The sequence below is a fragment of the Isoptericola jiangsuensis genome, assembly GCF_048320105.1.
GTDB classification, from domain to species: domain Bacteria; phylum Actinomycetota; class Actinomycetes; order Actinomycetales; family Cellulomonadaceae; genus Isoptericola; species Isoptericola jiangsuensis_A.
The window spans coordinates 2,067,791-2,080,090 of the sequence record NZ_CP182942.1 but is presented as its reverse complement, the minus strand read 5'-3'; the positions used below and the strand labels follow the sequence as shown (position 1 = coordinate 2,080,090).

Sequence of the window (12,300 nt, the reverse complement as noted above, 5' to 3'; positions counted from 1 at the left end):
CCACCGGCGCGACCCCCACAGGGTCTGCACAACACGCCGCCCTGCGGCGGCGGCGAGGGCAATAGGCTTCCCGGGATGACGAACCAGAACCCGGAGCTCTCCGACACCGGGGCGGTGCGCCGGCACGCCGCCCCTCCCACCGGAACGCCGTGGCGTGCGGCGCCGGGGCTCGCGCTGCGGGGCGGGCTCGTCGGCATGGCGGAGTCCGTGCCGGGCATCTCCGGCGGCACGATCGCGCTGGCCGTCGGTCTCTACGACCGGCTCCTGGGCGCCGCCAGCGGCGTCGTCCACGCCGCCCGCGAGCTGGTGGCGGGCGTCGTCCGGGGTCATGGGCTGCGGCCGGCGCAGCGGGCGCTGCGCGCCATCGACTGGAGCTTCCTGGTCCCCGTCCTCGCCGGCATGGTCGTGGTGCTGCTGGCCTCCCTCAGCCTCGTCGCCCCGCTGCTCGAGTCGCAGCCCGTGCCGATGCGGGCCCTGTTCTTCGGCATGATCGCGGTGTCCGTCGTGGTGCCGCTGCGCATGATGCCGCGCCGGTTCCGGGCGCTGGACGCCCTGCTGATGGTGGTCGCCGCGGTCGCGGCCTTCGCCCTGACGGGGCTCCCTCCCGCCGAGGTCGCCGAGCCGTCGCTCTGGTACGTCGCGCTCGGGGCGGCGCTGGCGATCAACGCCCTCGTGCTGCCGGGGGTGTCCGGGTCGTTCCTCCTGGTGGTCCTCGGGCTGTACGTGCCGGTCCAGCAGGCGATCTCCGACCTCGACCTCGCCTTCGTGGGGGCCTTCGCCGTCGGCGCCGCGATCGGCCTGGCGAGCTTCGTCAAGCTGCTGCACTGGCTGCTGGAGCACCGCCGCCAGGGCACGATGGCGGTCCTCGCCGGGCTGATGGTGGGCTCGTTGCGCGCCCTGTGGCCCTGGCAGGACGACGCCGGCAACCTCCAGGGTCCGCCGGAGACGGGGATGCTCGGCGTGGTGATGCTCGCGTTCGCCGGCGCCGTCATCGTCGGGGCGCTCGTCTGGTGGGAGGCGGCCCGCGCCGCCGAGCACGAGTGACGACGCCCGAGGAGGTCGGCGTCGGCCCGTGGGACGGTCCCTGGCCCGACGACGCCCGCTACGACCCGGAGCTGCTGACCCACGGCGACCGGCGCAACGTCGTGGACCGCTACCGCTACTGGACCCTCGAGGCGATCCGCGCGGACCTCGACGCCCGTCGCGCGCCGGGGGCCAGGCTGCACGTCGCCATCGAGAACTGGGCGCACGACCTCAACATCGGCTCGGTGGTGCGGACCGCGAACGCGTTCAACGTCGCCGGGGTGCACGTCGTGGGCCGACGGCGCTGGAACCGCCGCGGGGCGATGGTCACCGACCGCTACCTGCACGTCTCCCACCAGCCGGACGCCGGCGCCCTGGCACGCTGGGCGGCCACGGCAGGCCCCGACGGCGGTCGCCTGCCCCTCGTCGGCATCGACAACGTGCCCGGGTCGGTGCCGCTGGAGGGCCGCGAGCTGCCGTCGTCGTGCGTGCTGCTCTTCGGCCAGGAGTCCACCGGGCTGACACCCGAGGCGCAGGAGGTGTGTGACGTCGTCGTGCACATCACCCAGCACGGGTCGACGAGGTCGCTCAACGCCGGCGCGGCCGCGGCGATCGCCATGCACTCCTGGGCGCTGGCGCACCTCTGAGGCGGCCGGGCCGGGCCGGGCGCGCCGAGACGTCCGGACCACCCGTCTCACCCAGTGTCCGCTGATGTGACGCCCGCCTCGCGGACGTGAGAAAATGTCGGGTGCATGCGGGCACCGCCCGCCCCCGGTAGCGATCAGGGGTGCCGACGACGCCCGCTGCGTCCCTCGTACGCCCCCTCATTGGAGTACCGCAGATGCCTATCGCAACCCCCGAGGTCTACGCCGAGATGATCGACCGGGCGAAGGCCGGCAAGTTCGCCTACCCCGCCGTCAACATCACGTCGTCGCAGACCGTCACCGCCGCGCTCCAGGGCTTCGCCGAGGCGGAGTCCGACGGCATCATCCAGGTGTCCGTGGGCGGTGCGGAGTACGCCTCGGGCTCCACCGTCAAGGACCGCGTCAGCGGTTCGCTGGCGCTCGCCGCGTACGCCACCGAGGTCGCGAAGAACTACTCGGTGAACATCGCGATCCACACCGACCACTGCGTCAAGAAGAACCTGGACTCCTGGGTCCGTCCGCTGCTGGCCCTGGAGGCCGAGCAGGTCAAGGCCGGCAAGAACCCGACCTTCCAGTCGCACATGTTCGACGGCTCGGACATCCCGCTGGACGAGAACCTCGTCATCGCCGCCGAGCTGCTCGAGCTGTCGCAGGCCGCGCGCACCATCCTCGAGATCGAGGTCGGCGTCGTCGGTGGCGAGGAGGACGGCCACGAGGCCGAGATCAACGAGAAGCTCTACACCACGGCCGAGGACGGCCTGGCGACGGTCCGCGCCCTCGGCGCCGGCGAGAAGGGCCGCTACCTGACGGCCCTGACCTTCGGCAACGTGCACGGCGTGTACAAGCCGGGCGCCGTCAAGCTGCGTCCGGAGATCCTCGCGGACATCCAGCAGGCCGTCGGCGCCGAGATCGGCCAGGAGAACCCGTTCGACCTGGTGTTCCACGGCGGCTCGGGCTCCACGGCCGAGGAGGTCGCCACGGCGGTCGACAACGGCGTGATCAAGATGAACATCGACACCGACACCCAGTACGCGTTCTCGCGTCCGGTCGCCGGGCACTTCTTCACCAACTACGACGGCGTCCTGAAGGTCGACGGCGAGGTCGGCAACAAGAAGGCCTACGACCCGCGCGCCTGGGGCAAGCTGGCCGAGGCCGGCATGTCCGCCCGCATCGTCGAGGCGTGCCAGTGGCTGCGTTCCGCCGGTCACAAGATGTGACCGTCCCGCACGCCACGGCGCGCGAGACATGACGAAGGCCCCCGAGCTCACGCTCGGGGGCCTTCGTCGTCCGCGCTGGCTTGCGGCGCTGCACGACGTCGCGCCAGGTCAGCTCGGGGCGGTCGTCACGTCCAGGTCGACGCCCGGGTCGTCGTCGACGATCTCCAGGAGCTCGCCGATGCGCGTGACCTCCAGCAGGAAGCGGACCGTGGGCGGGGCGCGGAGCACGCGCACCCTGTGCGGGCTGCGGGACGCCAGCCGGGCGAGGAAGGCCACGCCGGAGGAGTCCATGAAGGTGACGTGGTGGGCGTCGATCTCGACCGGGAGCCCCGACGCCTCGGCGTCGGAGATGGCCTCGCCGAGGTCTGCGCTGACGTCGGCGTCGATCTCGCCCGAGAGGACGACCCTGGCGCGCGACGATCCCACGATGACGTGGATGCTCGCGGGGTCGCCGATCTGGGGCGCCGTGGGCTCGGCAGCGCCCCCGGTGGGGCGTGGTGCCGTGTTCGATCCGTCCTGCACGGTGCTCCTTCCTCGAGCGTGATGCTCACCTCGTGTCCCGGCGGGCACCAATCTACGGTTGAATGTGCTTCGAATGCACCAACTTGGCCGACATCCGCTGTCTCCGGAGGGGGTATGACCGATTTGCCCGGGTCCCCGAAGGCGCTGATGCCGGTTTCCGCCGCGCAGCTCGCCCAGGCGCTCGCGGTGACGACCGTGCCCGTCTTCATCACGGGTCCGTGGGAGGCGGGCATGCCGGTGCTCTGGGTCAACGCCGCGTTCGTCGATCTGTCGGGCGTGGGTGCTGAAGACCTGGCGATGCTGGGTCCGCACGCCCTGCTCGCTCTGGTGGAGGACGACCCCAACCGGGCCGCGACGCAGGCCGACCTCATGGCCGGACGCCCGATGCGCCGCATCGTCAGCGCGCGGCGCCGGACCGGTGGCGCCACGTGGCTGCAGGTCGACGTCAACCCGCTGCCGGGCGAGGAGGGCGAGCCCGTCTACTGGGTGGGCGTCACCACGGACGTCTCGGAGTACGTCGACCAGCAGGCCGCCCAGCTCGCGTCGCTGGAGGTGGAGCGTCGTCAGCGGGCGGACCTCGACCTCGTGGCGCAGTCCACCGAGCTGCTGGGCGACCTGGAGTACCCCTTCGCGCTCCGGGACATCGCCGACCTGCTCAGGTCGCTGGTGCCGTGGGCGGGCTTCTACCTCAACGACGACGGTCTGCTGTTCGCCGACGGCGTCGACGTCGCCTCGCCCCCGTCCGGGCGGGGGCGTCGCCACGCCCGGTTCGTCGCCGACCACTGGGCTGGCGACCGCCTCGAGGACCCCGAGGAGCAGGAGGGCGTCGACGACCGGCCGACCTCCGCCGGCACCGACCGGGTGCAGGACCTCCTGGACGGCGTCGTGGACGGGCCCGTGCAGCTCGACCTGGAGCGGTCCTACCCGCCGCACTCGGCGTCGGGCTGGCTGCGCCGTGACCTCCTGCGGCGGGTGGTCGACGAGACGGGTGCGATCCCATCGCGGGTCGCGGTGCACGCGGTGGCCGGGCGACGACGGGTGCTCGGCCTGCTCACGACCTGGCACTCCGAGGCCTCGGGCCCGGGCCCCGACCAGCTGCGCACGCCCCCGCCGGACCACGTCGTCACCGTGGTGGAGGTCGTGGCGCGCCGTGCCGGCACCGCCATCGACAACGCCCGGCTCTACGCCCGCGAGCACCGGCTCGCCGAGGCGCTGCAGCGGGCGATGCTCCCCGAGCAGGCCGACGTCACCGGGCTGGACGTGTGGACGTACTACGCCCCGAACGCCGAGCACGCGCAGGTCGGGGGCGACTGGTACGACGTCCTGCAGATCTCCGACCGCACCGTGGGGCTCGTCATCGGGGACGTCGTCGGGCACGACGTCGAGGCCGCCGCCGCGATGGGCCAGCTGCGGTCCGTCGTGCGCGCCTACGCCTACGAGCTCACCACGCCCGGCATCGTCCTGAACCGGGTGGACCAGCTCGTCGCGGGCATGCGGGTGCCCCGCCCGGCGTCGATGGTGTACGCGGCGCTGCACCACGAGCCCGACGAGGACTCGTGGACGGTGGAGTACACCCGCGCCGGGCACCTGCCGCCCCTGCTGCTGCGGGACGGCACGGTCCGCCAGCTCACCGCGGCGAGCGGCATGCTCGTCGGCTTCGGCGGGGACGTGCGCACCACCGCGCGCGAGCCCCTGCACCGCGGCGACGTGCTGCTCTTCTACACCGACGGGCTGATCGAGCGACGTGACCGTTCGTTGAAGATCGGCCTGAACGCCCTGGTGGACATGTCGGAGCGGATCGCGGCGCGCGACGCGGCGGGGGTGGGGGAGGAGCTGCTCTCCCGCCTGGCTGACGCCCCCGAGGACGACGTCGCGATCGTCGTCGTGCGGGTGCCTGACCCGGAGGCGGACGACCAGGTGACGGCGCTGAGCCCGCGGTCGCGCCGCTGGCTGCTGCCGAGCGAGCCGGCCTCCATCGGGCGGGCCCGGCACGCGGTGCTGCGTACCTGCCAGGCGTGGGGGTTGAAGGACTCCGCCGCGGCGGAGCTCGTCGTCTCGGAGCTGGTCGCCAACGGCGTGCTGCACGGCTGGGGCAACATCGCGCTGCGCCTGTACGACACGGGTGACGGCCTGCGGATCGAGGTCGAGGACGCCAACCCGGCCCCGCCGGTCGCCACCGACGGGCACCCGAACCGCCTGGGCGGGTTCGGGATGCAGATCGTCGAGCGGCTGGCCGACTGGGGCTGGCGGCCCTCCGGCTCCGGCAAGCTGGTGTGGGCGAAGCTGCGGCCCGCCCTGGCGGAGGACCGCCGGGAGGTGTGACCCCGGCGGGTCAGCGCAGCGCCCGCACCTCGTCCACGGACGTCGCGGAGTCCTGCAGGAACGTCGTGCAGCGGGCGGCCTCGTCCGTCTCGCCGATGCGCTCGGCGGACTCGGCGAGCGCCAGCAGCGCCCGCAGGAACCCCTGGTTGGGGACGTGGTCGGCCGGCACGGGGCCCTGACCGCGCCAGCCGGCACGGCGCAGCGCGTCCAGGCCGCGGTGGTAGCCGGTCCGGGCGTAGGCGTACGCGGTGACGGCGTGCACGACGTCGTCGCCGCCGTCGAGCGTCTGCTCGGCGAGCACCGCCCACGCGAGGCCGGCGGCGGGGTGCTCGGCGGCGAGGGCGGCGGGGTCGCCGCCGGCGTCGAGGCTCTCGCGCACGGCCGCGTGGTCGTCGGGCAGCAGGGTCGGTGCGGGGCCGGGGAGCAGGTTGTCCCGAGGGATGGAGTGGCTCATGGCCGTATTCTCCCAGCCGACGGGCCGGAACCACCATCGCGCGGGTCGTTGCGCGCGTGGGGGCGGCTGCGCACGGGTAGGCTCGGGCGCATGATCGAGATCGCGACGTCCTCCACGACGACGACGCTCGTGATCGCCGGTGACCTCGACCTCGCCGAGAGGGAGCAGTTCCCCGAGATCACGGCGCGCGTCGTCGGTCTGCGCCGTCAGCTGCTCGTCCTCGACATGTGTCGCGTGACGTTCATGGACTCCACCGGTGCGGCGTTCCTCATCTCCCTCGCGGACTCGGGACGCAAGCGTGGCGGCGCCACGGTGCTGCGCGGCGCCGACGAGCGCGACCTGTTCGTGCTGGAGGTGTGCGGCGCGCTCGACCTCTTCCGCGTCGACGCCGACCACCGGTGCGAGCAGACGGCACAGCCGGGCGGCAGCGGCGCCATCCCGCTCCCGCAGCGTCCGCGCCCCGCCTGAGCGCGGTGCTCCCTGGCCGACAGGTCATGGACGGGTAAACTCTGCCGAGGCCCGGTGGAAGCCCTCGGGCCTGTCGAATTCACGAGGAGAGTTGATCCCATGCCAGCGGTGGTGCTCGTCGGGGCTCAGTGGGGTGATGAGGGCAAGGGCAAGGCGACGGACCTGCTCGGGGACCGCGTCGACTATGTCGTGAAGTTCAACGGCGGCAACAACGCCGGGCACACGGTCGTCATCGGTGACGAGAAGTACGCGCTGCACCTGCTGCCCTCGGGAATCCTGTCGCCGGGGGTCACGCCCGTCATCGCCAACGGTGTCGTGGTGGACATCGAGGTGCTGTTCGAGGAGCTGGACGACCTGAACGCGCGCGGGGTGGACACCTCGAAGCTGCTCGTGTCGTCCGGCGCGCACGTCATCGCCAGCTATCACCGCACCATCGACAAGGTGACGGAGCGGTTCCTGGGCAAGCGGCGCATCGGCACCACGGGTCGTGGCATCGGCCCGGCGTACGCCGACAAGATCAACCGCGTCGGACTGCGCGTCGCGGACCTGTTCGACCCGAAGATCCTCGCGGAGAAGGTCGAGGGCTCGCTCGACCAGAAGAACCACCTGCTGGTCAAGGTGTACAACCGGCGCGCCGTCGAGGTCGACGAGGTCGTCGAGGAGCTCCTCGGTCTCGCCGACCGTCTCAAGCCGATGGTCGCGGACACGGGCCTGGTGCTCAACCAGGCGCTCGACGCGGACAAGACGGTCCTCTTCGAGGGCGGCCAGGCGACGATGCTCGACGTCGACCACGGCACCTACCCGTTCGTGACGTCGTCGAACGCCACCGCGGGCGGCGCGGTGACGGGTTCCGGCGTCGGCCCGACGCGCATCGACTCCATCATCGGCGTCATCAAGGCGTACACCACGCGCGTGGGCGAGGGCCCGTTCCCCACCGAGCTGTTCGACGCCAACGGCGAGTACCTGCTCAAGACGGGCGGCGAGTACGGCGTCACCACGGGCCGGGCCCGGCGCTGCGGCTGGTACGACTCCGTGATCGCCCGTTACTCGGCGCGCGTCAACGGCCTCACCGACCTTGTCGTCACCAAGCTGGACGTGCTCACCGGCATGGAGAAGGTCCCGGTCTGCGTCGCCTACGACGTCGACGGCACCCGCTACGACGAGATGCCGGACGACCAGTCCGCGTTCCACCACGCCAAGCCGATCTACGAGGAGTTCCCCGGCTGGTGGGAGGACATCTCGCACTGCCGCACGCTGGAGGACCTGCCCGCCAACGCCCGCGCCTACCTGGACGCGCTGGAGGACATCTCGGGCTGCCGCATCTCCGCCGTCGGCGTGGGGCCGCGCCGCGACGAGATCATCCCCGTCCACGACCTGGTGCACGCCCGCGCATGACGGCACCGGCACCCGTCGAGGACCTGGCGCCGACGGGGGTGCTGCGTGCGGTGGTCAACCTCGGCAACCCGGTGCTCGCCCAGGGCACGCCCGACGCCCCTGCCGGCGTCACCGTCGACCTGGCCCGGGAGCTGGCGGACCGGCTCGGGGTGCCGGTCCACCTGACCTGCGTGGACGCCGCACGGGACTCGTTCGCCGCCGTGCGTGACGGTCTGGTCGACGTCGGGTTCCTCGCGGCCGAGCCGCAGCGTGCCGAGCACGTGGTCTTCACCGACCCCTACGTGCTGATCGAGGGCGTGTACGCGGTGCCGGCGTCGTCCTCGCTGCGCCGCGCGGACGACGTCGACGCGCCGGGCGTGCGGATCGGCGTCAAGGAGGGGTCGGCCTACGACCTGGCGCTGACCCGGACGCTGCGGCACGCTCGGATCGTGCGGGGAGCCGAGGGCACCGCCGTGCTCGAGGCCGGTGCCGCCGACGTCGCCGCCGGCATCCGCCAGCCGCTCGTGCGCTGGGCCGAGGCGCGCGGACGGACGACGATCCTGGAGCCCCGCTTCACCGAGATCCGCCAGGCGGTCGCGACCGGGCGGGAACGACCCCGGCACGCCGTGGCCTGGCTGCGCGAGAACCTCGCCGACCTGGTCGCCTCCGGGTTCGTGGCCGACGCCCTGGCCGCGTCGGGCCAGGACGCCACCGTCGCATCCTGAACGGACGGGGCCCGGGTCCCGCAGGACCCGGGCCCCGCCGGCGGGGATCAGCCGGTCACGCCGTGGCGCAGCGTGCCCCGTCGACGGTGAACGTCGACGGCGCCGCGCCGGTCCCGCTCACCTGCAGGCCCAGCTGGACCGAACCGCCCGGTGCGAGGGCGGGCTGCCAGGCGAAGGAGCTCGCCGCGATCGTCGTGCCCGACTGGGCCCAGTCGGCCGACCAGCCGTTGACCAGCGCCTGGCCCGTCGGTGCCTCGAACTCCAGGAGCCAGCCGTCCCAGGCCGTGGCACCGTCGTTGGTGATCGTGACGTTCGCGGTGTAGCCGCTGCTCCAACGGTTCTCGACGCCGAACGCGACGGTGCAGGCGCCCGTGGCGCCACCTGCGGCCGTGGTGACGGTGACGCCCGCCGACGCGGCCGAGGTGTTGCCGGCACCGTCCCGGGCGCGCACGGTGAACGTGTACTCCGTGCCCGGGCTCAGACCCTCCACGGTGAGGCCGGGGGTCGACGTCGTGGCGACGACGTCACCGCTGCCCGTGTCGACCACCTCGTAGCGCGCCACCCGGGTGTCGTCCGTCGACGCGCTCCAGGTGAGCTGCGCCGTCGTGCCCGTGACGTCCCCGGCGGCGAGGTCCTGCGGCACGGACGGCGCAGTGGTGTCGCTGCCGCCGGCAGCGACGTCGCTGAGGGCGACGCCCGTCGTCGAGTCGTACCCGCCCAGGGGAACCTGGTGGTCCAGGGAGACGAACTTGCCGTCCTCCTGCCACAGCGACGGCTTCAGCAGGGCGTACTTCTCCTCGTCCCACGAGTTCCAGTCGTTGAGCAGCAGCCCTCCGGTGTCGCCGGAGTTCGGGTTCAGGCACCAGAACGTGTGGTGCAGGCGGTAGTCGACGATGGCGTCGCGCAGCGCCTCCATCCACTTCTGGTTCTCGGCGCCGTCGAGGAATCCGCCCCACTCGCCGATCAGCAGCGGCGAGGTGCCGTCCTTGTGCAGGTACAGCCAGTTGGGGTCCCAGACGTCGTTCTCGAGGCTGTCCCGGTCCCAGTCGTCCCCCTCGAACCAGGTCTGCTCGAACACCAGCGGACCGTAGTCGTGGGGGAGTACATGATCTGGGCGTCCAGCCCGCCACCGACCTCGACAGGGTGGTCGGCCGCGCCGCGCAGGTTGCCGCCCCACCAGTTCGCGTAGTAGTCGTCCTCGTCGGTGGACGTCCAGTTCTCGCCGTCACGCGGGTAGATCTCGATGCCCTCGACGAGGATCAGCAGGTTCGGGTTGATCGCGAGGATCTTCTCGGCCGCGGTCTCGGCGACGTGCTTCCAGTTCTCCTCGTCCGTCGAGTCGTCCCACTTCGCCCGCGGGGACTGGGACTGGTTGCCGTGCGGCTCGTTCTCCAGGTCGGCGGCGACGATCGTGTCGTCGTCCTTGTACTCGTCCGCGAGCCACTCCCAGCCGGCGTAGAAGTCCTCGGTCGACACCTCGCTCGAGTACCACATGGGGTACACGTGGCCGGAGTTGTCGGCCTCGGCGCTGTGGACGTCGACGAGCACCTTGAGCCCGTACTTCTCGCAGAGGCCGAGCCAGTAGTCGAAGATCTCCTTGTTGTCCATCCCCGTCAGCTCCGGGTTGGCGGCGGTGTTGACGTTGGGGACCACCGTCTCACCGTCCTTCCACTCCACGAGCAGCTCCGTCGAGACGGGGACGCGCACGAGGTTGATGCCGCGTTCGGCCATCTGCCGGGTGATCGTCTCGATGTTGCCGGACCACAGGCCGTGGAAGACCCGCTCGCTGGCGTTGAAGCCGAACCAGTTGGCGCCGGTCATCCACACGGGGTTGCCCGCCGCGTCGACGACCTGGTTCCCGTCCGTGGTGAGCCAGTCGTCGCCGTCGGTGGCCGGCGACGCCGCCACGGCGCCTGCGGCGGCCGGGACGGCGCCGGCCGGAGGTGCCGCCGTCGCTCCCTGGGCCGCGGACAGGGCGCCGCCCACCAGGGTGAGGGTCGCCGCGGCAGCGGCGAGGCGGTGCGTGGTCCGCCGGGGTGATCGGGGTGTTGTCACAGGACATCTCCGTCGGTGTCGTGCAGGGGTGTGGTCACGTGCAGGTGTCGCCGGGCCCTGGCGAACTGGTCAAAGTTCGCCCTGGTGCCGCCACGAGATCCACCGGCTGAAACCTTTAGTCGTCGACCCCGGTACCGGGGAGGCGCTATCCCGCGACGACGGCACCCACGGCGGGGCACCTACACTGAACGACCGTGAAGATCCTCGTCGTCGGGAACGGTGCTCGCGAGCACGCCATCGTCCACGCCCTGGCCTCCGAGTCGTCGGCGGGAGGCGCGCCGCACGAGCTGCACGCCGCCCCCGGCAACCCGGGCATGGCCCGCCAGGCCACGCTGCACGCCGTGGACGCCGTCGACGGCGCCGCCGTCGCGACGCTCGCCGCGGACCTCGGTGCGGACCTCGTCGTCGTCGGCCCCGAGGCGCCGCTCGTCGCCGGCGTCGCCGACGCCGTACGTGACGCCGGAGTCCCCGTGTTCGGGCCGTCCGCCGAGGCGGCACGTCTCGAGGGCTCGAAGGCGTTCGCCAAGGAGGTCATGGCCGCCGCCAACGTCCCCACCGCGATGGCCCGCGTGTGCACCACCGTCGACGAGGTCGCCGACGCCCTCGACGCCTTCGGCGCCCCGCACGTCGTCAAGGACGACGGCCTCGCCGCCGGCAAGGGCGTCGTGGTCACCTCCGACCGCGCCGAGGCGCTCGCCCACGCCGAGGCGGCGCTCGCCGCCCGCGGGGCCGACGGCGTGGTCGTCGTCGAGGAGTACCTCGACGGCCCCGAGGTGTCCCTGTTCTGCCTGTGCGACGGCACCACCGTCGTCCCCATGGTCCCCGCGCAGGACTTCAAGCGCGTCGCCGACGACGACGCCGGCCCCAACACCGGCGGCATGGGCGCCTACACCCCGCTCGACTGGGCGCCGCAGGGCCTCGTGGGCGAGGTCGTCGACCGCATCGCCCAACCCACCGTCGACGAGATGGCGCGGCGCGGCACCCCGTTCTCCGGCGTGCTCTACGTGGGGCTCGCCCTCACCTCGCGCGGGACCCGCGTGGTGGAGTTCAACGCCCGGTTCGGCGACCCGGAGATCCAGGCCGTGCTGACCCGCCTCGACACACCGCTGTCCGGCGTCATGCTGGCGGCCGCACGCGGCGAGCTCGCCGAGCAGCCCCCGCTGCACTGGTCCGACGACGCGGTCGTCAACGTCGTCGTCGCCTCGCACGGGTACCCGCAGGGCCCCCGCTCGGGGGACGCGATCACGGGCATCGACGACGCCGAGGGGCTCGCCGACGTGCACGTGCTGCACGCCGGCACGGCGCTCGCGGACGACGGCACCCTGGTCTCCGCGGGCGGGCGCGTGCTGTCCGTCGTGGGGCGCGGGGCGGACCTCGCGGCCGCGCGGGCGGCGTCGTACGCGGGCGTCGCGCGGATCGGGCTGGCCGACTCCCACCACCGCACCGACATCGCCCTGAAGGCTGAGCGCGGCGAGGTCGCCGTCCCCTGACGACGC

Annotated in this window: 11 protein-coding genes and 1 pseudogene; 8 read left to right on the top strand and 4 right to left on the bottom strand. The window is 72.7% G+C overall.

Annotated elements, in window-relative coordinates:
* Nucleotides 1–75: 75 nt before the first annotated feature.
* From ACNHYB_RS09725 to fbaA, 3 genes are all read left to right on the top strand, one after another.
* Entirely contained in the window at nt 76–1,044 is a 969-nt protein-coding gene (locus tag ACNHYB_RS09725; protein WP_418275140.1) for a DUF368 domain-containing protein, read from the top strand.
* Nucleotides 1,041–1,670: a TrmH family RNA methyltransferase gene (locus ACNHYB_RS09720; protein ID WP_418275139.1), complete on the top strand. Its 630-nt coding sequence runs from the start codon at nt 1,041–1,043 to the stop codon at nt 1,668–1,670. The genes ACNHYB_RS09725 and ACNHYB_RS09720 overlap by 4 nt, the downstream gene beginning before the upstream one ends.
* 194 nt (nt 1,671–1,864) lie before the next feature.
* A complete protein-coding gene (fbaA, locus tag ACNHYB_RS09715; RefSeq protein WP_418275138.1) occupies nt 1,865–2,884 on the top strand; it encodes a class II fructose-bisphosphate aldolase in 1,020 nt (339 codons plus the stop codon).
* Nucleotides 2,885–2,992: 108 nt separating this feature from the next.
* On the opposite strand, the gene ACNHYB_RS09710 is transcribed toward fbaA, so the two are convergent.
* A complete protein-coding gene (locus ACNHYB_RS09710; protein ID WP_418275137.1) occupies nt 2,993–3,406 on the bottom strand; it encodes an STAS domain-containing protein in 414 nt (137 codons plus the stop codon).
* Nucleotides 3,407–3,553: 147 nt separating this feature from the next.
* On the opposite strand from ACNHYB_RS09710, the gene ACNHYB_RS09705 reads away from it, so the two are divergent.
* Nucleotides 3,554–5,728, top strand: coding sequence for a SpoIIE family protein phosphatase (locus ACNHYB_RS09705; RefSeq protein ID WP_418275136.1), 2,175 nt, complete (start codon nt 3,554–3,556; stop codon nt 5,726–5,728).
* A 10-nt stretch (nt 5,729–5,738) separates the two neighbouring features.
* Here the strand turns inward: ACNHYB_RS09705 and ACNHYB_RS09700 are convergent, their stop codons facing one another.
* Complete coding sequence (locus tag ACNHYB_RS09700) at nt 5,739–6,182, bottom strand: DUF3151 domain-containing protein (protein ID WP_418275135.1); 444 nt, start codon at nt 6,180–6,182, stop codon at nt 5,739–5,741.
* 90 nt (nt 6,183–6,272) lie between these two features.
* Here ACNHYB_RS09700 and ACNHYB_RS09695 point away from each other — a divergent pair, with 90 nt between their 5' ends.
* The 3 genes from ACNHYB_RS09695 (at nt 6,273) to ACNHYB_RS09685 (ending at nt 8,749) form a co-directional block, all read left to right on the top strand.
* Nucleotides 6,273–6,650 carry an STAS domain-containing protein gene (locus ACNHYB_RS09695; protein ID WP_418275134.1) on the top strand — a complete coding sequence of 126 codons (378 nt, stop codon included), beginning with the start codon at nt 6,273–6,275 and terminating at the stop codon, nt 6,648–6,650.
* A gap of 99 nt (nt 6,651–6,749) precedes the next feature.
* Entirely contained in the window at nt 6,750–8,045 is a 1,296-nt protein-coding gene (locus tag ACNHYB_RS09690) for an adenylosuccinate synthase (RefSeq protein ID WP_418275133.1), read from the top strand.
* Complete coding sequence (locus tag ACNHYB_RS09685) at nt 8,042–8,749, top strand: transporter substrate-binding domain-containing protein (protein ID WP_418275132.1); 708 nt, start codon at nt 8,042–8,044, stop codon at nt 8,747–8,749. Before ACNHYB_RS09690 ends, ACNHYB_RS09685 begins: the two co-directional genes overlap by 4 nt.
* Nucleotides 8,750–8,804: 55 nt before the next feature.
* Here ACNHYB_RS09685 and ACNHYB_RS09680 read toward each other — a convergent pair whose 3' ends face one another.
* Together ACNHYB_RS09680 and ACNHYB_RS09675 are read right to left on the bottom strand one after the other, a co-directional pair.
* Entirely contained in the window at nt 8,805–9,665 is an 861-nt protein-coding gene (locus ACNHYB_RS09680) for a cellulose binding domain-containing protein (protein WP_418278026.1), read from the bottom strand.
* Nucleotides 9,654–10,570, bottom strand: a pseudogene (locus ACNHYB_RS09675) (glycoside hydrolase family 5 protein); the annotation flags it as partial. The gene ACNHYB_RS09680 and the pseudogene ACNHYB_RS09675, both read right to left, overlap by 12 nt.
* A gap of 428 nt (nt 10,571–10,998) precedes the next feature.
* Here ACNHYB_RS09675 and purD point away from each other — a divergent pair.
* Nucleotides 10,999–12,294: a phosphoribosylamine--glycine ligase gene (purD, locus tag ACNHYB_RS09670; protein ID WP_418275131.1), complete on the top strand. Its 1,296-nt coding sequence runs from the start codon at nt 10,999–11,001 to the stop codon at nt 12,292–12,294.
* The last annotated feature ends 6 nt before the right edge of the window (nt 12,295–12,300 follow it).

Coding starts and splice junctions, on each gene's coding strand:
- ACNHYB_RS09700 (WP_418275135.1), bottom strand. CDS start 6,182: ATGAGCCACTCCATCCCTCGGGACAACCTGCTCCCCGGCCCCGCACCG.
- ACNHYB_RS09680 (WP_418278026.1), bottom strand. CDS start 9,665: ATGGAGGCGCTGCGCGACGCCATCGTCGACTACCGCCTGCACCACACG.
- ACNHYB_RS09705 (WP_418275136.1), top strand. CDS start 3,554: ATGCCGGTTTCCGCCGCGCAGCTCGCCCAGGCGCTCGCGGTGACGACC.
- ACNHYB_RS09695 (WP_418275134.1), top strand. CDS start 6,273: ATGATCGAGATCGCGACGTCCTCCACGACGACGACGCTCGTGATCGCC.
- ACNHYB_RS09725 (WP_418275140.1), top strand. CDS start 76: ATGACGAACCAGAACCCGGAGCTCTCCGACACCGGGGCGGTGCGCCGG.
- ACNHYB_RS09690 (WP_418275133.1), top strand. CDS start 6,750: ATGCCAGCGGTGGTGCTCGTCGGGGCTCAGTGGGGTGATGAGGGCAAG.
- fbaA (WP_418275138.1), top strand. CDS start 1,865: ATGCCTATCGCAACCCCCGAGGTCTACGCCGAGATGATCGACCGGGCG.
- ACNHYB_RS09685 (WP_418275132.1), top strand. CDS start 8,042: ATGACGGCACCGGCACCCGTCGAGGACCTGGCGCCGACGGGGGTGCTG.